This is a genomic window from Microvirga sp. Mcv34 (genome assembly GCF_024519725.1).
Classification (GTDB): domain Bacteria; phylum Pseudomonadota; class Alphaproteobacteria; order Rhizobiales; family Beijerinckiaceae; genus Microvirga.
Map to the genome: position 1 here is coordinate 146647 of NZ_JALJRK010000001.1, position 18234 is coordinate 164880.

An 18234-nucleotide genomic window follows, 5' to 3' on the forward strand; every position below is an offset into this window, starting at 1 on the left:
CATGAAATCAGCCGTCAAACACTCCCTTCTGGTCTTTGACCCGGAGCGCGATGACGTTCGCGTGCCCGAGGCTGGCCTTGTGCTCCCCATTGCCGAGCACAAGACCCGCAAGCGCAAGCCGACGATCGAGCAGCTCATCACCGAGACCGGCTGGCAATTCAATCTGCCGACCGTCTGCAAGGTGAACGGGGCGTACCTTTCTCGCACGGAATGGGCCACGCATCGGCTCACCGCCAACGACAACGTCGAGTTCGTCAGCCGTCCGCTCGGCGGCATGGGCGGGCAGGGCGGCGGCTCGACGGCCAAGAGCATCGGCGCGATCGTCGCCATGGTGGCGCTCACCGCACTCGCTCCCTGGGCCATGGGCGCGATCGGCCTGACGGGCATTGCCGCCTCGATCGGCTCCTCGCTGCTCATTGCGGGCGGGGCGATGGCGATCAGCCATTTCCTCAAGCCCAAGGCTGGCGGCAAGACCGACAGCAAGGAGGAGCTTTACTCCTTTGGCCTCGGCGGCAACCAAGCGCGTCCACTTCAGCCCATCCCGGTCCTGTACGGTCGCACCCTGTCCTTCCCCGACTTCGCCGCTCCGCGCTATTCCGAGTTCGACGGCGACAAGATGACGGAATACGGGCTCTTCGCCCTGACCTGTGGCGATGCCGACGTGGAAGAGGTCCGCATCTCGGACACCCGCATCTGGACGAAGAGCGGCGGCTATAACCCGTCCTTTCCCGGCATCACGATCCAGATCCGCAAGCCCGGGCAAAAGGTCACGCTGTTCCCGGTCAACGTGGTGACGGCCTCCGAGGTCACCGGCATCGAGTTGAACACGACGGACACGCCCGCTTTCACGGCGAACGCGGCCGGCACGCTCGCCAAGGAGTTGCTGCTCGACTTCGTGTTTCCGTCTGGCCTGTATCAGGAATACAAGGGCGAGATGTACCCGGCCTCGGTGCGGGTCCTCGTGCACGCCCGACCGGTCGACGATGCCGGCGCTCCGATTGGCGAGTCCATCCGCATCCTCGACAAGACGTTCACCTACACCAAGAACAGCCAGATCCGCGTCACCGAGCGGGTCGAGATGCCGCCCGGCCGCTATGAAATCAGGGCGCGGCGCACGAGCGAGAGCATCACCGGCAAGCAGCTGAACGGCGGCAAAGTCTCCGGTGTCGACGACATCGTCTGGTCGGCGCTGCGGGCTCATATCGACGGCCCGAACGCCTTCCCGCGCGTGACGACCATCGCCATCCGGGTTAAGGCGAGCGAGGCGCTCCAGGGCCTGATGAACGGGCAGATCGGCGTCATCGCGACCCGCATCATCCCGGTCTGGAACGGCTCGGGATTTGTCGATCAGCCGTCGCGCTCGATTGCCTGGGCGGCGCTCGACATGTGGCGCAATGCCGATTACGGCGCAGGGCTTGGCCTGGAGCAGGTCGACTTCCAGTCATTCTACGCCTACGACCAGCTTTGGGCTTCGCTTGGCCATCACTTCGACTACACCTTCAAGGAACCGCAGAGCCTGGACGACGCGCTCGAGACGGTGCTCAAGGCGGGCCGCGCAGTGCCGGCACCGGTGGGCGACCGTCTGACCATCGTACGCGACGAGCCCCGCGGCATCCCGCGCATGATCTTCACCGATTACGACATCGTGCGCGACAGCCTCACGATCGATTACACCCTGGCCGACGACGACATCGCGGACGGCATCGTCGGGGAGTACATCGACGAGACGACCTTCAAGCTGGCCGAGGTGTCCTCGGCGTCCGATGGCGTGACGCTCGCCAAGCCCGCCCGCGTGCAGCTCCCCGGCGTGCAGAAGCGGTCGCAGGCGGCCGGCCTCGTGCGCTTCATGGCGGGCGAGAACCAGTATCGGCGTGTCACGGTGTCGTGGACGGCCCGCGCGGAAGGGCGCCTGCTCAAGCGCGGCGACCTCGTGAAGCTGTCCTGCGAGGAGCCGGAAACCTGGGGCCAGTCGGCCGAGGTCGTGGCCTATGACGACGCCACGCGCCGCATCACCTTCGACCATGACCTCGACTGGGATGCGAACGCGCTCAACCACTATGTCGAGATCCGCGCGGCGGACGGCCAGCCGTGGGGCCCAGTACGGGTCACGCGGGGCACCTCGGCCCGCATCGCCATTGTCAACGCACAGGACTTCGCCAGCGAGGCCACGCTGCAGGGCCGGAGCCTCGCCCAGGCCATGGCGCGGGCACCGAAGGCGGACTTCCCGACCGCAGCCTTCTCCCCGGGCGAGCCGCGCTCCTTCCGCGTGCTCATCACCGAAGGCACGCCCGACACGGACGGCGAGCACATCACCCTGACCGGCGTCTTGGACGATCCCCTCGTCTATGACGTGACCGAGACGGGCGTCACGCCGCTGCCGACCACGCCCGACGTGTTCTCGCAGGCGATCCCGATCGTCACGACCCTTTCCGGCCAGGTCTACCAGCGTGGCATGAACCTCGTCCTGCAGGCGGGCTGGCAGCCGGCCAAGGGCGCTATCCGGTACATTGCCGATGTGTCCTATGACGGCGGCGGGACGTGGGTGCGGGCCTATGAGGGCGATGCGACCACGTTTGAAGCCATCGTCGCGGGCGCTCAGACGATCCGGCTGCGCGTGGCCGGTGTCACCGGCAGCAATGTAACGGGCGTCTTCAGCATCATCGAGATCGACCCGCCGCCGCTCGTGCTGGACGATAAGTTCTTCATCATGAAGATCCGCCCGGATGACCTTGTGCCGGAACTGAGCCGGGACTTGGACGGAATGGGCTTGCTGGACCAGATTGCAGATCTGGCTGGCGAAGGCCGTGTCGTGGCCGAAGAGGCAGATGACCGCGCCCGAGCCGCGATCAAAGAAACCGCCTTGGTCAAGGTCACCGCCGATAAGGCGCTCGCCGTCTTTGGCACGGATGTCATTGCGGAGTTCGACAACAACGGCATCACGGTCGGGCAGCAATTCACGGCCGTTGCGGATGTCACCGGGCAACTCGTCGGGGCTTACAAAGTCGAGATCAACGGCACCAACGGTTTCTTCGGCGGCTTCCAGTTGGTTGGCGCGACGGGCCCCGAAGGCCAGCCGATCAGCGAGTTCAAGATCGCCACCGACAAGTTCCTCATCGGCGCTCCTGGCTCGGGCTTTGGGGCAGAGGCCGTGTTCTCTATCGGCACCCGCAACGGCATCGGGCGCATGGTCCTGCGCGGCGACTTCATCGCAGACGGAAGCATCAATGCGAACCAGATCAACGTTGTCAGCCTCTCGGCGCTCTCGGCCAATATGGGGACGCTCACGGCCGGCGTGATTTCCCTGACCGGCGCTTCGGGCCGCATCGAGATTTACGACTGATGGCGCGGCGCATGGTTCTAGGCCACTTCGGGGGCGGCGTGGTCGACTTCCGCATCTCACGGCCGGGCGTCGACGCCATGACGGCGAACGTGGCGGATCGGACGCAGATCAGCTTCGCGCTCTCGCGCGACGTGATGGGGCGGGTCGCCTCGGCCGGCAGCGTCAATGCGCTCGACAGCGCTGTGTCGTTCTCTGAGGTCTTCCCGGCCGAGCCGCCCGTCCTGTTCGGGACCGTGCGCAGCAGCGGCACCTATATCGACGAGTACCGACGCATCCAGGGCAACGGCGGGCGCTATCAGGACGGCACGCCCTACTGCGCCGTGGTGACGACGACCGCGATCCGGGTGACCAATGCGGCGCCCTTCGGCGTGCCGCTCCCGAGCGGCGACAAGTTCGTCTACATGGCGGTGGCGTAATGGCGCGGCGTGTCATCTTCGGAGCCAACAGCGCCGGGCGGGTCGGCATCTATGTGTCCAAGCCCGGGATCGATGCCTATACGGCGCCCGAGGCTCAGTTGCTGTTCTCGGACCAGCGTCGGCACTTCATGATCCTGCAATCCGGCAGCATCCAGCTCACCGGCTCGCTCACCAACCCGGGGAGCGGCGTGCGGGTCAACTTCACCCAGCGTCCGGGGCAGAAGCCGTTCGTGCTCTGCGGAGACTTCAACCCGCGCCCGTCAATGACGCCTGTGCGGGCTGTCGTCGATACGACCGGCTTCACCGCCTACCCGGCCGCCGACTGGCAGGGGCAATACCCCGCAGCCGGCAAGTTCGTGCAGTATTTTGCTTTCCTGAAGAGCGAATGAGCAAACGTATTCTCATCGGCCGGGACGCGGGCGGGGACTTCCGCATCCGCTCCTGCGCAGCCGGCTATGATGTCGACACCGCGCCGCTCGATCAGATCCTGTTCGATGCCGATGCGATCCCCGGCAGGATCATCACCCAGGGCGCGCGCTACTGCGAGTGGAACCAGTTTCAGACGAGCCAGCCCAACCAGCCCGAAACCACCACGTTCGCCCATGGCGTCCCGGCAGGCCTCTCCTTCATCATCGTGGCAATCGGGAAGGCGCAGTATTCGGACGGCTCGACTCCGTCTGATTGGCGCTACTGGCGATATACGCTTTTTGCCCCGCCGAGCACGCAGCGCGTCGTCGTCTTTACGGATCTCGGCAATTCGACCATGCGGGACCGCTACTGCACACCGTTCCGGTTCTCCGGCGACGACGGGGCCGGCTTCCCGAACTGGGGCGGCTGGTGGCTGTCGTGGAACTCTACAAGCATCACTGTGACGAACAACTGCGCGAATGGCGTTTGGCTGCGCTGGCAGGCGCTGGAGGTCTGATGATCCTGCAATTTGACGAGAACGGGAGCCTGATCGGCTCGATCACATCGGTCGGCTATCCTGCCCCGCAAGAAACCTTGGATCTGGCCCTGACGACGGCGGCCTCGGTCGAGGACGTGCCGCCGTTTGAGCCGCGCTACTGGCACCGGACGGGCGAGGGGCTGCGGATCCGTCCGCGCCTGGATCTGACGACTCGCGAGAAGAGCGAGAGCGGCGGCAAGCTCTTCGTCATCGAGGGCATTCCGGCCGGCGCCATGGTGCGCGTGACCGGCCCCGACAGCGGCGAGCTTGAGGCGGATGGCGAGGCGGTCGAACTGCTGTTCCAGCAGCCGGGCGGCTACCGGGTGACGGTCATGGCCGAGCCTTACCAGCCGCAGGAGTTCGATGTGCGCGCGGAGGCGGCCCATGGCACGGCTTGAACTCGGCCCGAACCTCGAGCAGCTGCGGGCGCAGGCCGAAGACGCCGTCGATCGGCACTTCGAACCGGTGCGGGAGCGCATGGCGCTCTACACCCGCAAGGTCACCGAAGCGCGGCGCCACCTCGCGGGCAGCCCGTCCGCCATGTTGAACAAGGAGGCCCAGCGCCGGCACATCAAGGCGGATGACATCGCCCGCCAGGTGGTTGCGCTCGCTGAGGCCGACGAGGCGACGGAAGACGACCGCATCGCCCTGAAGCTGAAAATCCGCAAAGCCCTGACGGCCGAGAAGATCCGCAAGATCCTCGCGCAAAACGGCATCACTCTCTGAGCAGGTTCCCCGATGGCTCTCGATCCTGACTATTTCTTCTATTCTGACGGCACGATCTCGCTGACCAACGGCTCGGATATCGCGACAGGCACCTTCACCGCCTGGGATCCGGCTGTCCTGCCGTTTGATTTTGTCTACCCGAACGATGGCACGGCCGGAATGTCCGTGATCAAGGAAGTGCTCGGCATGAACCAGATCCGGCTTGCCAAGCCGTGGTCGGGGCCGACGCTGACGGACGTGCCGTACTTCATGGTGCGCTGGACCAAGCACACGGACCCGAAAGTCTATGCCCTTCGCCTCTCCGATTATTTGACGAGGCTGAAGGCCATCCCGGAGAACATCGAGGAAATCGGCGGACAGGTGGCGGCGGATGCGGCGGCAGTCGCTTCGGCTCTGACCACCATCACCCAGGCGGCCAGCGACGTCGATGCGAACCGACAGGCGGTCGACGTCGCAGCGGCGGCTATCGATGCCGCCCAAGTCACGACCCTAGAAGCGCGTGACGAGGCGGTCGCGGCGCGCGACGTTGCCGTCTCGGCTGCCGGCTCCACGCAATCCCTCTGGGACAGCCGAGCCGCTGCGCAGGCGGCGGACATCCCGGCTCCTGTCCAGTACCTCCGCACGGCGGGTTATGCCGCAGTAGGAGACGGAGGTGGGGCGCTTTACAAGCGCCTCGGCGCCGCGCCGTCGTCCCCGACCGCACGTCATTTCCAGAGCGCTGACGGGGCCTGGTGGGATCTAGCCGAGGTGCAGGTCAATCCGCGCATGCTCGGCGCCAAAGGCGACAACGCTACCAACGACACCGCAGCTTTCAACGCATTGCCATCGGGCAATGTGCTGATCTCTCCCGGCACTTACAGGCTTCGAGGATTTGTGCCGAAAAGTGGCACGACCTATCAGGCGCCGCGCGGCAACGTTACGCTTGTTCAAGACGCTGACGCTTCGCCTATCGTATCGCTGGCCGCGGGGACCCAGAACATCACCTTTGACGGCATCGACTTCATCGGCCGCCCAACCAGTTCATCGGGGGCATGCGTTATTCTTGATAATAATGCGGCCACGTACCGGAACAAGATCGTCTGGAGGAATTGCAGCTTCGACAATTTCGGCGGCATGGCCCTGGTTCTGGGCGGGCTCAAGGGGGGCGAGATCCTCGCCTGCCGCTTTACCCGCACGGCGCAACTCAACACCCCCTCGGGAGCGACCAGCTATCCGGCGATCTGGATCAGCGATGCTTCCGCAGGCAATTACACGGCGACCTCGGACCTGCTCATCCAGGGTTGTTCATTCGAAGACATGTACTGGTCGGGCATCTATGCTTGCGGCATCCGCATCCGCATTGTGGACAACTCCTTCAGGGCCACACGCGAGAGTACGATCTTTATCAATCCGAACGCGCTGAAGGTGTCAGTCGTCGGCAATACAATCGACGGCACGACTATGCAGAACATCTCGGCGTCCGGGGTGGAGGTGGGCGGCAACTACATTACAGTCGTCGGCAACACCATCACGAACTGCGGGGCTTTTGGCGTATCGGTTCAGGATACGCAGTTCTTCAACGTCTCGGGCAATGTCCTTAGCTTCAACCGATATGGCGTCGGCATCATCTCGACATCGAGCGCCCAGCCACCCCGCTACGGCGCAGTCAAGGACAACACGATCACCAACTCCTCGGATTACGGCCTTTATATCTACAAGGTTGGGACTGGGGGGCTGATCACCGACTGCGACCTCTCGGACAATCACATCACGACCTCAGTCGTTCGCAACATTTATCTTGATCGCGCCTCGGGTCTGATCTCGGACGCGGTTGCAATCGCCCGAAACGATGCAGCGAGCAAGGCCACGGTTACGGCGCGCGCCAATCTCGGGACACTTGGGACCGGAACGGGCAAGGTTATTGCCTCCTTCCCCTTCCGCCCGTCTCTCCTGCGCATCCATTCAGTCAACCCGGGGGCGGCTAACCGCTCCTCTCAAGGCACTGTCACGGTGGATGCGATCGGCGGCCTCACGCAACGGTCAAACGCCATCACTGAGAATGGATGGTCCATCAACGGGGGCGCGATCGTCCTTCCGAGCCTTTTGGATGTTACGGTGACGGCTATCAACTACAACACCGGAACCGGGAATTGGGATGTGATCGCCAGCATCACGACGAACGCAGGGGTTGGCTTCTGGACTGACTTCACAGCCCACCCATAGGCGTCAGGCGCCGACGCGCATGGCGGTCCGCCTGAATTTGGCTTTGGATAAGCGCATGGCCGGTTTTTCCACCCAGAGCCATGATGCCAGCCCTAGAGCCAACGCAATCGGAATGGCCGCGAGCATGTTCTCCCGTGTTCCCATGGAAGGGAAGGCCCACTTCAAGGCCTGCTGCACCGGGAAACCGTACAGGTAGACACCATAGGAGACATCCCATTTTAGGACCAAGGCTCGCACGAACCCCTGCGATGAGAACACGAGCAGGCCATAGAAGAAGGCCAGATAGAACAGCGGCACCTTGGCTGGGGAGGCCCAGCCGAAATAGGCCAGGATCACCAAGCCGATCAGGGCCGAACTTTGAACTGTAATGCGCTCCTTGAAGCAAGCTGCCAGCACACCGAGGGCGAAACAGGCGGGCAGCGTTGAGATCTGCGTGTTCTTGGACCACGAGAACAGGACCTTGAGGAAGAAGCCGTCCGCGATGACGGCCACACAAAGGGCGGCGATGATGTAGCGCGAGCGCATGAGCCCGCAGAGATACGCACCAAGCAGGACGAGATAGCAAGCCACCTCGTAGGGCAACGTCCAAAGGGAGCCATTCACAGCGCCCTTGTATGGGACATCATCAAAGACCCCAGGCAGGCGGTACGAGAGGCTCAAGGTGACATTGTCATAGATAAACCGGAAGGTTCCCGGCGAAGACAGGTACTCTTGAAGCGGCAGGGCCGTGACGATGGGGCCAAGAAGAAGTGCGCAGAACAGGACATTTACGGTGAGGGCGGGGAAGATACGGAAGGCTCGTGCTTTGACGTACTCAGCGGCATCGGCCCGAACCAAGAGACTGTTCGCGACGAGAAGACCGCTCAAGAAGAAAAAGCCCTTGACGGCGAGAGATCCCGAATAGTCAAAGCCAAGTAAGACACCAATAATATCTTTCCTGTGCGAAGGCGCGAGCGCATAGGCGTGCCCCACGATAACGCTCACGGCCAAGATCAGGCGGGCGAGATTGAAGTTATTGTTCTCGCGCTTAAGAACGTCCGCGACAGTCATCGTGCCGCGAATTCTGTCACTCTGTATAGAATATCCTGAACCGTCCATAGAAGCCCCCTGTTGCCCCGGCTTTTTAAGCTTCCTGAGAGCTTAGCGCAATTCGGTTCAGGTGCGCACTCACGCGACTTTTTGCACATCACGAGGACATCATGACCACCGAAACACTCGGGCGGGCGCTCCCGCACGGCTGGACCACCGTCGATTATGAGGTGGCTTTGGAGATCGCCTCCCACGAGTCCATCATCCGCCAAGCCTATAAGGACAGCGAGGGGGTGTGGACCTGGAGCGTGGGCCTCACCAGCGCCACCGGCCACAACGTGACGCGCTATATCGGCAAGCCGCAGCCCCTTGAGCACTGCCTGGCAGTCTATGCCTGGGCTCTGGACAAATACGCCCAGGACGTCCTGGCGGCCTTCGAGGGATTTGCTCTCTCCAAGGCGCAGTTCACGGCGGCACTGTCGTTCCACTGGAACACGGGCGCCATCAAGCGCGCATCCTGGGTGAAACTGTGGAAGGCCGGCAGCATCGCGGCGGCTCGCAAGGCCTTTATGGACTGGAACAAGCCGGCCTCGATCATCGGTCGCCGGGAGAAGGAGCGGGATCTGTTCTTCGACGGCAAGTGGTGCAACGACGGCACCATGACGGAATACACCCGGCTCACCGCGAAGAGCACCCCGGTCTGGGCCAGCGCCAAGCGGATCAGCGTCAAGAAGGAACTGGCGGCGGCCGTCGCGCCGGCGTTCAACCCGATCCCGGTGGCCGAGCCCGAACCGGTACCGCCGCCTCCCGATATCGAACCATCTCCGGTTCCCGTCTCCCAGCCCGCCACATCAGGCGGGCTTTTTGCTGCCCTCAAAGGCTTCCTGGAAGCCCGTTTCGGAAGGAAAGCATGATGCCTCCTATCATTGGACTGCTCTTGCAATATGCCCCCGAGCTGATTGGCATGTTCGCCGGCGACAAGACCGGAGCCGCTGCCGGCAAGGTCGTGGACGCAGCAAAGGTCATCTTCGGCACGGACGACCCCAAGGCTGCCCAGGCGCAGATCGAGGCCGACCCGAAACTGGCCGAGGTCTTCGTCGAGCAGTCCCGTTCTGCCCTGGAGGTCTTCCGGCTGGAGATCCAAGACGTTCAGGATGCCCGTCAGCAGACCATCACCCTCGCTCAGACCGGGTCCTCGATGGCTTGGGGTGCCCCGGCCGTTTCGATCCTCGTCACGCTGATGTTCGGCGGCGCCCTGTATCTCGTCCTCGGCAGGCCTCTCACGCTCGATGAGCGGCAGGCGACCGTCGCCAACATCCTTCTCGGTGTCCTCGGCGCCTGCATGACCCAGGTAATCAACTACTGGCTGGGCAGCTCCTCTGGCTCCAAGCGCAGCGGGGACGCCGTCCGGACCATTGCCGAGCGCGCGATCGCAGAGACTGTCCTGCCGAAGAAGTCGAGCTGACCCTTGCCGCATCGCATCGTTCTCCGCATCGGGCAGGGGATTGCCGAGCATTTCCCTGTCCGCGTCTCCGAATGGATCATGCTCGTCCCGCTCCTGGGGTGGGCCTGGACCCTCCTGCTGGACCCGCTCACCTTCGACAAGTCCACCTCGTTTACGGAGATGGCGCGGTGGGCGGACGAGATCACATGGTCGTGGATCTGCTTCCTGGCCGCCTTCCTCCGGCTGGCCGCTCTTGTAGTCAACGGCACCTTCAAGGCTCGCTTCCCGTACTCGCCCCACTTCCGCGGGCTCGCCTCGCTCGTGATCTGCATCTTCTGGGGACAGATCACCTTGGGGATCCTCGTCTCCGTCGCGAACAACGGCGGCGTCATGACGGGCTTCTGGGCCTACAGCGGCTTCATGCTCCTCGAGACATGGAACCTGCTGCGGGCCTGGGTTGATGTCGGGGCAATCAAGGCAGCACGTTCAGCATGATCGACTTCACCTCTCCGAACACGGTTGCCTTTCTTCAATTCATCGGCCTCGGCTTCCTCGGCGTGGTGGCTGCCTTCGGGCAATGGTTCGGGAGGCGAAAGGAAAGCGCCCCACCGGCTTCCAAGGATGTTCTGGTCCCTTCACTCACCATCGCAGACAATGCCGTCATCGCCGACGCCACGGCCACCCTGAAGGATGCGAACCGGATCGCCCGCGATCACCGGGAGCACGATTGGGAGATCCTGGCCGAGCTCCGATCGATCAAGGAAAGCCATGGCAGGATCGAAAGCATGCTGGGGCGGATCCTCGACCGGATGCACTAACCGGCCTTGCCGCTGGTGAGGCCTCGCTGGCTTAGGCTGGCAGGGCCCTTATTCTTTCCAGCCTGGAGGCATCGGCAGTTGTTTATAGGACACGCCTAAAGCCGCATTCCGGACGGCATCTGCCTTCACGCCATGAAGCCGACCAATCTTGGCCCACTCGCGATCACCGACGGCATAGTGCAGTCGGATGTCGAGAACTTGCTCGACGGTCAGCTTGTGGGAGTTCTTTTTTGGCCTGCTCATCCGTATTCGACTCAACGAGAACGAACGGCGAACATGAGCCTTTAGCAGGAGTGAAGTCGAGTCCTAGGAAGAAGGGCCGGGATAGGCTGTGGAAACAGTGGATGGCAAGGGCTTACCGCTTCGCGTCGCGAGCTTCCTGGAGGCGCCGGGCCGTTTCTAGAATGGCCTCGGCAGCCTGAGGCCCGCGGATGCCGACCACGCCCCGGTCGATGGTTTTCCCGTTCTCGTCCTTCCGGCCGTTGAAGAACACATCCCGCTCCTGCTTGGACATCTTCAGGACGGTTCGAGCTTCGGTCTCAATCCGCCATTCCTCAGACCAAGTGCTGATGGCCTCACCGGTGAGTTCGGAGATAGTGGTGGTTTCGCGGGAGTAGGTCATGGGGACGATATAAGACGGAGAAGTGAAGAGAGACTTTCGGGGTGCAGCAGCCCCGCGAGGTAGAGATACCCCAGGGCCTTGGCAACGTTGCCTATAAGACGCGCGTATGCGTTCACGATCTCTACGTGCTGAGAATTCTTCATTTGTAATCCTGAAATGAAAAAAGCCGCCCCGGGCGGGAGCGGCTTGGATGAAAATAAGACTTGAGGTTTAGGCACAAAAAACCCCGCTCGCGGCGGGGTGGAATCGATGCTCTTAAAACTTCGGCATCTATATATTACGGTAGCGGCCTTATCCCGCTCCGTCAAGGCCTCTCAACTTTCTTGCGCTGAACGCTGGAGGGCTCTGCCCTCATAGCAGAGAGTTAGTCCATAAGGTCGGGTTTGGGTCTCAGGGAGCGCACAGTACTCTTGGTGTCTCTGTTTGCTTCCTGCAACTCTTTCACCTCCTCTTTAAGTTCTTCCATCTCGGCTTCAAGATCTTCGATCCGTTTGGCCAGCGCGGCTAAAGACAGTTCTGGGCGTTCGGTCATTTATCGATCTCCATTGTCCGACAGGTGAAGCTAGAACGGCTGCCGCATGCCCTCAAGGCCCCGTGCAATAACCCTCGCTACGATCTCGATCTCTTCTTCTGTCATGGACAATCCTTTCTGGGGGAGTGTGTCTTATCCTCCTCTGGAAGAGAAGGAGATTGGGGAAGGGGCGTCTGACCTGCGGTCACCGCGCTGGCACCTTGCAGGCTCAGCCCCTCCGGGTCTTCGGCCTTACGGCTGCTCATCGCTGACGCTGAGGGCGGCGTCTATCATGAAGGGCCACACAAACTGGATGGAGGCATAGCCGTTGACCTTCCAGCCCTCCACACCAGCCCCCACCATCTCATTTGTCGGCTCCCGCATGGCCTCTATGGCGGCTAGGGCCGCCCTGTCGCACTGCTCCTTCGAGAACGGGCTTTGCCCATACTCGCCGTGGAACCCAACCCCGGCGTGGATCGCCCTTGCCACTCGTTCAATCATCTCGCTCATTCCACCTCCTCCAAGCCATGAGAGGGGCGGGGAGAAGCCGCAGCAAGTACCTTGGCTATCGTCTCAGGGTGGCCGACCATGATGTTGCCGACCATGAAGACATCCGGCTTCGGAACCTGAACGCGCGCGATGTTCTGGCGATGACCCTGCCTGCGGCGGCGGGCTGCCCGGGAAGGCGAGCGGACCCTAGACCAATCTTCCACGAGGTTGACGAGGGTCTCATCGGTCCTGACTTGGACGCCGCCGAAGTTGTGGGAGCTTATGCCGTCAAAGCTGTGCCCGATCATGCCGTCCTCCCAGAAGCGAGAGGGGCATGATTGTCTAACTTTCGCGGATCAGAGTGTCTAACCCGCGAGTCTGATTTGTGAGGAACTGCCGCTAAGTGCTTGAAAGAAGGGCTGGCTGGGGGACCTGGATTCGAACCAAGACTAACGGAGTCAGAGTCCGCTGTTCTACCATTAAACTATCCCCCACCGAAGCCATCGAACCCTTAGCCTTTCCTGAGGCTTTGTCTCAGCATCGGAGGCGGGGATTCGAAACCGGCGTCGCGGTTGGCGGTGAGATAGGGGGCTTTTCGGGGCGCGTCAAGCCTTGAATTGGGGTCTGGACGGGTCTCCGGCTAATCATCGAGCGATCCACCTTCCGGCGGGGTATCCAGGTCGAGGCCGGACCGGAGGGCGGCTTCGTCGGCGGCGTCTTCCGCGTCGGCCGCGATGCGCTCGTAGCGGTCGAGGGCGCCCTGGAGGATGTAGGCGGCGGCCATCTTGTCGACGGCGTCGGCTCGCTTGGCGCGGGACGTGTCCGCGTCGAGGAGTGTGCGGGTCACCACCATGGTGGACATGCGCTCGTCCCAGAACAGGACGGGCAGGGGCAGCAGGGGCTTCATGTTGCGCACGAAGGCGCGGGTCGCCTGGGAGCGGGGGCCCTCCGTGCCGTCCATGTTGAGCGGCAGGCCGAAGACAAGGCCGCCGACCTCGTAGCGGGCGACGAGATCCTTGATGCGGCCCACGTCGGGGGTGAACTTCACCCGCTTGATCGTCTCCAGAGGCGTCGCGATGCGCCGCTCCACGTCCGAGAGGGCGAGCCCGATGGTCTTGGTGCCGAGATCGAGGCCCATGAGGCGGGCGCGGGGCGACAGTCCGTCGATGAAGGCGACCAGTTCGTCGTCTCGTGAGATCATGGGCGGCCTCCTCGTCGTCCCTGCCTTGTTCCAGCCAGTATAGGGGAAGTGGCCCGGCGTCGAGACGGGGAAGCCGTGTTGGCTATGTTCCTCGACGTCATCACCGGCCTCGTGCCGGTGATCCGGTCGGAAAGGCGCAGCGCTCCACAGCATCGGGATGGCCGGGACTGATCCCCGGATCAAGTCCGGGGACGGCCATGACAGGGGTAGAGCCCCGAAAGCCGGGGCTCACGCCACCCTGGTGAGGTCCGGCGAGGATGGCGCTGGCCTCGGGCTGCCGGCACGGGACGGCAGCGCTTCTCCCGAAGCCTTGAAGAGGTGGCAGGATGTGCGGTCGATCTCGAGGGCGATGGTGCTTCCGGCCTCGTGTCGCGCGTCGCCCGGCTCGCGGATCGTGAGACGGCGGCCCTGGCCCATGTCCACGTAGAGAAGGTGGTTCTCTCCCAGCTCCTCCACCAGCTCGACCCGCCCCGTAAGGGAGCCCTGAGGACTGACCCGCACATGGTCTGGCCTGACGCCGAGGGTCACGGCCTCGCCCGGCTGGAGGGTCTCCGGGGCCACCGGGACCGACAGGGTGCCGCCGCTGGGAAGGCTCACCAGCACCTCGTCCGGCCCGACGCCGGCAACTTCGCATGCGATGAGGTTCATCTGCGGCGATCCGATGAAGCCTGCGACGAAGAGATTGGCCGGGCGATGATAGAGGTCCAGCGGTGTGCCGACCTGCTCGATCCTGCCCCCATTGAGCACCACGATCCGGTCGGCGAGGGTCATCGCCTCCACCTGATCGTGTGTCACGTAGATCATGGTCGCACGCGTGTCGCTGTGGAGCTTGGCGATCTCGATGCGGGTCTGCACGCGCAGCGCCGCGTCGAGGTTGGAGAGCGGCTCGTCGAAGAGGAAGACCTTCGGGTCGCGCACGATGGCGCGCCCGATGGCGACGCGCTGGCGCTGGCCGCCGGAGAGTTGCCGGGGCTTGCGGTCGAGGAGATTGTCGATCTGCAGCATGCGCGCGGCCTCGCGCACCTTCGCGTCGATCTGGGCCTTCGAGGATTTCGCCAGCTCCAATCCGAAGGCCATGTTGTCGTAGACGTTCATGTGCGGGTAGAGCGCGTAGGATTGGAACACCATGGCGATGCCGCGCTTGGCCGGCACGAGATCGTTCACGCGCTCGCCGTCGATGAAAAGCTCGCCCGCTGTGATGTCCTCGAGCCCGGCGATGAGGCGCAGCAGCGTGGATTTCCCGCAGCCCGACGGACCGACGAAGACCACGAACTCGCCGTCGCGGATGTCGAGATCGACCCCGTGGATGATCTTCACCCGGCCGAAGGATTTCTGCACGTTCTTGAGGACGACATCAGCCATTGGGGAACTTCCTGAACTAGCCCTTCACCGCGCCGGCCGTGAGGCCCGCAACGATCTTGCGTTGGAACACGAGCACCAGGACGATGATCGGGATGGTCACGATGACGGACCCGGCCATGATCGTGCCCCAGGGCAGCTCATAGGCGGTCGAGCCGCTCATGAGGGCGATGGCGGGCGGCACGGTGCGCCGCTCGTTGGTGAGCGTGAAGGTCAGAGCGAAGAGAAACTCGTTCCACGAGACGATGAAGGCGAGCAATCCCGTGGTCACGGCGGCGGGCGCCATGAGCGGCAGAAACACACGCCGCACCACGATCCACGGCGTCGCGCCGTCGACGAAGGCCGCTTCCTCGATCTCCTTCGGCAGCTCGCGCATGAAAGTGGTGAGCACCCAGATCGTGAAGGGCAGGGTGAGCATGAGGTTGGCAAGGATCAGGCCCGGCAGGGTGTTGTAGAGCCCGAAGGAGCGGATCAGCTCGAACATGCCGGCGAGTACGGCCACCTGCGGGAACATGGAGACGGCCAGGATCGTCATGAGCATGAGCGAGCGGCCGCGAAAGGCGATGCGCCCGAAGGCGTAGGCCGCCGTGATCCCGAGTGCCAGCGACAGGACCACCACGGAGCCCGACACGATGATTGAGTTCAGGATGTTGCGGCCGAAGGGCTGGCGTTCGAACACGGCGAAGTAGTTCGATAGATCGAAGGTCTCCGGCCAATACGCCACCGAGAAAAGGGCGCTCCCCGTCCGGAAGGACGAGATGATCGCGTAATAGAACGGAAACAGCGCGAAGAACGCGATCACGATGACGAGCAGCCAGAAGCCGGTCCGGGCAAGGAGCTTCATCGCGGATCCTCCCCGAGCCGCACGCGTCCGGCCGCGAGCGTGATCACGACCACGAGGGCAATGATCAGGAAGATCAGCGTCGACGCGGCCGAGCCGAGGCCCACTTCCTGGAAATCGACGAGCTGTTGGCGCGCATAGACGGACATGGAGGCCGTGTCCTTCGAGTTCGACGTCAGGACGTAGATGAGATCGAAGACCCGCAGGGCGTCGAGAGAGCGGAAGATCACGGCGACCAGCAGCGCCGGCTTGATGAGCGGCAGAGTCACGCGGAAGAACACGCGGACAGGCGAGACGCCGTCCACTTTCGCTGCCTCGTAAATGTCCTGCGGCAGCATCTGAAGAGCGGCGAGGATCAGCAGCGCCATGAAGGACGTGTGCTTCCAGACATCCACCATGACGGCGGCCCACAGAGCCGTGTCCGCATTGGCCGTCCAAGTGACGGGCGCGGCGATCAGGCCGAGGCGCAAGAGGAGATCGTTGATCACCCCGAACTGGTCGTGCAGCATCCAGCTCCACATCTTGGCCGATACGATGGTCGGGATCGCCCAGGGGATGAGGATGACGGCCCGCATGAGGCCGCGTCCCGGAAAGGCCGCATTCAGGATCAGCGCCACGACGATGCCTAGCACCGTTTCGAGCGAAACCGATACGACGGTGAACCAGAGGGTATTCCAGACCGAGTGCCACCAATCTGGCTCGATCAGGATCCCGAACCATTCGCCATCGTAATTAGCGAGGTAGTTCTCCAGGCCGATGAATTTGTAGTCGCTCAGATCGTTCAGGCTGGCATCCGTGAAGCTGAACCAGATCGTCCGCGCCAGGGGCCAGCCCGCGATGAGCGTGACGACGATCAGGCTCGGCGCGATGAAGAGCCATGCCGCTCTGACCCGCGAGCGCGTCAGGGACGAGCTGCGCCCCCGCGCCTGGTGCTGAGCGGATACGCCGGCCTGAGCGACGGCGCTGCTCATGATCATTGCCAGCCGTTGCGCTTGATCCGCTTCAGGTCGCGGTCGAGGCGGTTCAGCGCCTGATCAGGCTTGGAACGCTTCGAGAGAACCTGATGCACCGCGTTGAAGAACTCGGTCGACACCTTGTTGTAGTTCTGGCCCGTCACGGTGGCGGGCCGCGCGACCGCGTTGCTGAACACGTCGACGAGGTCGCCGATGAACGGATTGGCCTTGGCGATGTCCGCGTCGCTGTAGAGCGACACGATGGTCGGGTTGAAGGCGCCTTCGACCGCGCGGCGCTTCTGCTCGGCCTCGCTCGTCAGGTACAGGACGAGATCGGTCGCGGCATCGGCGTTCTTCGAATATTTGGACACGGCGAGAAGCTGGCCGCCGAGGGTGCCCGCGTGGCGGCCGTCCGCCCCGCCCCTCGGCAGGGGCGCGATGCCGACCTTGTCCTTGATGGTGCTGTCGCCCCCCTGCGCCAGGGCCCAGGCATAGGGCCAGTTGCGCATGAAGGCGGCATTGCCGGCCTGGAAGACGCCGCGCGCCTCCTCCTCCGTGTAGTTGAGCACGCCTTCGGGCGTGATCGTGCCGACCCAGCCGGCGGCCGTCTTCAGGGCCTCGGCGGCCTTGGGGTTCTCGATGGTGACCTCGCCCTTCTCGTCCACGATGGTGCCGCCGTTGTAGGAGGCGATCCATTCGAGGGCGTTGGTGGTCAGGCCCTCATAGGCGCGGCCCTGCCAGGTATAGCCCCAGAAATCGTTGCGGCCTTCCTTGCGCTCGCCCTCCTGGATCATCCGGGCGGTCTCGGTGAGGTCGGCCCAGGTCTGCGGCACGGGCCGCTTGTACTTGTCGAGAAGATCTTTGCGGTAATAGAGCAGCCCCGCATCGGCGAACCACGGCACCGCCATCAGCCTCCCCTCGACGCGGCTGGTCTCGACCATGGCTGGGAGGTGGTCGCCGATCGTCGCCTGCGCCTTGGAGGTCAGGTCGAGGAGGTGATTGCCGAGCGTGCCGGTCCAGACCACGTCGATTTGGAACACGTCGACGTCCCCGGCGCCGGCTGCGAGAAGCTGCTGGAAGAGGGCCAGGCGCTCCGTGGCGGAATTCGGGGTGGAGACGATCTTGACCGTATTGCCGGTCTTCTTCGCCCAGGCGTCGGTGCCCTGCTTGCAGATCTCGTATTCCTTGCCGAGCGCGCTGCAGGAGATCGAAATTTCCACCGCCCAGGCACTGGTGGCGGCCAGGAGCCCGGCGGCTGCGGCGAGGCTGGCGATGAGGCGGGACATGGCAATCCTCCTGGAGGCTTGATGTTTATTGCTTAGCTTTCTAAAGCCCGA

Annotated in this window: 22 protein-coding genes and 1 tRNA gene; 11 read left to right on the forward strand and 12 right to left on the reverse strand. The window is 63.4% G+C overall.

Annotated features, from left to right (window positions below):
- Position 1: 1 nt before the first annotated feature.
- From OC446_RS00880 to OC446_RS00910, 7 genes are all read left to right on the forward strand, one after another.
- On the forward strand, positions 2-3340 hold the full coding sequence (locus tag OC446_RS00880; protein WP_262027153.1) for a host specificity factor TipJ family phage tail protein: 3339 nt from the start codon (positions 2-4) through the stop codon (positions 3338-3340).
- A complete protein-coding gene (locus OC446_RS00885) occupies positions 3340-3756 on the forward strand; it encodes a hypothetical protein (protein WP_262027154.1) in 417 nt (138 codons plus the stop codon). The genes OC446_RS00880 and OC446_RS00885 overlap by 1 nt, the downstream gene beginning before the upstream one ends.
- Positions 3756-4145 carry a hypothetical protein gene (locus tag OC446_RS00890; protein ID WP_262027155.1) on the forward strand — a complete coding sequence of 130 codons (390 nt, stop codon included), beginning with the start codon at positions 3756-3758 and terminating at the stop codon, positions 4143-4145. Before OC446_RS00885 ends, OC446_RS00890 begins: the two co-directional genes overlap by 1 nt.
- Positions 4142-4681, forward strand: coding sequence for a hypothetical protein (locus tag OC446_RS00895; protein ID WP_262027156.1), 540 nt, complete (start codon positions 4142-4144; stop codon positions 4679-4681). Before OC446_RS00890 ends, OC446_RS00895 begins: the two co-directional genes overlap by 4 nt.
- Positions 4681-5100 (forward strand): hypothetical protein, encoded by a 420-nt coding sequence (locus OC446_RS00900; protein ID WP_262027157.1) that lies wholly within the window; start codon positions 4681-4683, stop codon positions 5098-5100. Before OC446_RS00895 ends, OC446_RS00900 begins: the two co-directional genes overlap by 1 nt.
- Positions 5087-5428 (forward strand): hypothetical protein, encoded by a 342-nt coding sequence (locus OC446_RS00905; RefSeq protein ID WP_262027158.1) that lies wholly within the window; start codon positions 5087-5089, stop codon positions 5426-5428. Before OC446_RS00900 ends, OC446_RS00905 begins: the two co-directional genes overlap by 14 nt.
- Before the next feature lie 186 nt (positions 5429-5614).
- Positions 5615-7630: a right-handed parallel beta-helix repeat-containing protein gene (locus tag OC446_RS00910; RefSeq protein ID WP_262027246.1), complete on the forward strand. Its 2016-nt coding sequence runs from the start codon at positions 5615-5617 to the stop codon at positions 7628-7630.
- A 3-nt stretch (positions 7631-7633) separates the two neighbouring features.
- Here the strand turns inward: OC446_RS00910 and OC446_RS00915 are convergent, their stop codons facing one another.
- A complete protein-coding gene (locus OC446_RS00915; protein ID WP_262027159.1) occupies positions 7634-8728 on the reverse strand; it encodes an acyltransferase family protein in 1095 nt (364 codons plus the stop codon).
- Between the two features lie 101 nt (positions 8729-8829).
- Between OC446_RS00915 and OC446_RS00920 the strand changes: the two genes are divergently transcribed.
- The 4 genes from OC446_RS00920 to OC446_RS00935 are packed head-to-tail and all read left to right on the forward strand — an operon-like array spanning position 8830 to position 10921.
- A complete protein-coding gene (locus tag OC446_RS00920; protein WP_262027160.1) occupies positions 8830-9573 on the forward strand; it encodes a lysozyme in 744 nt (247 codons plus the stop codon).
- Positions 9570-10124 (forward strand): hypothetical protein, encoded by a 555-nt coding sequence (locus OC446_RS00925; protein ID WP_262027161.1) that lies wholly within the window; start codon positions 9570-9572, stop codon positions 10122-10124. Before OC446_RS00920 ends, OC446_RS00925 begins: the two co-directional genes overlap by 4 nt.
- A gap of 3 nt (positions 10125-10127) precedes the next feature.
- Entirely contained in the window at positions 10128-10598 is a 471-nt protein-coding gene (locus OC446_RS00930) for a hypothetical protein (RefSeq protein WP_262027162.1), read from the forward strand.
- On the forward strand, positions 10595-10921 hold the full coding sequence (locus tag OC446_RS00935; protein WP_262027163.1) for a hypothetical protein: 327 nt from the start codon (positions 10595-10597) through the stop codon (positions 10919-10921). The genes OC446_RS00930 and OC446_RS00935 overlap by 4 nt, the downstream gene beginning before the upstream one ends.
- 48 nt (positions 10922-10969) lie before the next feature.
- On the opposite strand, the gene OC446_RS00940 is transcribed toward OC446_RS00935, so the two are convergent.
- The 11 genes from OC446_RS00940 to OC446_RS00990 all read right to left on the reverse strand — a co-directional run bounded on the left by OC446_RS00940 (position 10970) and on the right by OC446_RS00990 (position 18183).
- The gene (locus OC446_RS00940) at positions 10970-11164 is read right to left on the reverse strand and encodes a hypothetical protein (protein WP_262027164.1); all 195 of its coding nucleotides are present in this window, start codon (positions 11162-11164) and stop codon (positions 10970-10972) included.
- Positions 11165-11276: 112 nt separating this feature from the next.
- Positions 11277-11543, reverse strand: a complete 267-nt coding sequence (locus tag OC446_RS00945) for a hypothetical protein (protein ID WP_262027165.1) — start codon at positions 11541-11543, stop codon at positions 11277-11279.
- 364 nt (positions 11544-11907) lie between these two features.
- A complete protein-coding gene (locus tag OC446_RS00950; protein ID WP_262027166.1) occupies positions 11908-12075 on the reverse strand; it encodes a hypothetical protein in 168 nt (55 codons plus the stop codon).
- Positions 12076-12306: 231 nt separating this feature from the next.
- Positions 12307-12564, reverse strand: coding sequence for a hypothetical protein (locus OC446_RS00955; RefSeq protein WP_262027167.1), 258 nt, complete (start codon positions 12562-12564; stop codon positions 12307-12309).
- Positions 12561-12851, reverse strand: coding sequence for a hypothetical protein (locus tag OC446_RS00960; protein ID WP_262027168.1), 291 nt, complete (start codon positions 12849-12851; stop codon positions 12561-12563). Before OC446_RS00960 ends, OC446_RS00955 begins: the two co-directional genes overlap by 4 nt.
- A 112-nt stretch (positions 12852-12963) precedes the next feature.
- Positions 12964-13037: transfer RNA gene (locus OC446_RS00965), tRNA-Gln, on the reverse strand.
- Between the two features lie 146 nt (positions 13038-13183).
- On the reverse strand, positions 13184-13744 hold the full coding sequence (gene ruvX / locus OC446_RS00970) for a Holliday junction resolvase RuvX (RefSeq protein ID WP_262027169.1): 561 nt from the start codon (positions 13742-13744) through the stop codon (positions 13184-13186).
- 228 nt (positions 13745-13972) lie between these two features.
- Positions 13973-15106 (reverse strand): ABC transporter ATP-binding protein, encoded by a 1134-nt coding sequence (locus tag OC446_RS00975; protein ID WP_262027170.1) that lies wholly within the window; start codon positions 15104-15106, stop codon positions 13973-13975.
- Between the two features lie 16 nt (positions 15107-15122).
- A complete protein-coding gene (locus OC446_RS00980; RefSeq protein ID WP_262027171.1) occupies positions 15123-15947 on the reverse strand; it encodes a carbohydrate ABC transporter permease in 825 nt (274 codons plus the stop codon).
- Entirely contained in the window at positions 15944-16915 is a 972-nt protein-coding gene (locus tag OC446_RS00985) for a carbohydrate ABC transporter permease (RefSeq protein ID WP_262027172.1), read from the reverse strand. The genes OC446_RS00980 and OC446_RS00985 overlap by 4 nt, the downstream gene beginning before the upstream one ends.
- A 2-nt stretch (positions 16916-16917) precedes the next feature.
- The gene (locus OC446_RS00990) at positions 16918-18183 is read right to left on the reverse strand and encodes an ABC transporter substrate-binding protein (RefSeq protein ID WP_262027173.1); all 1266 of its coding nucleotides are present in this window, start codon (positions 18181-18183) and stop codon (positions 16918-16920) included.
- Positions 18184-18234 lie beyond the last annotated feature (51 nt).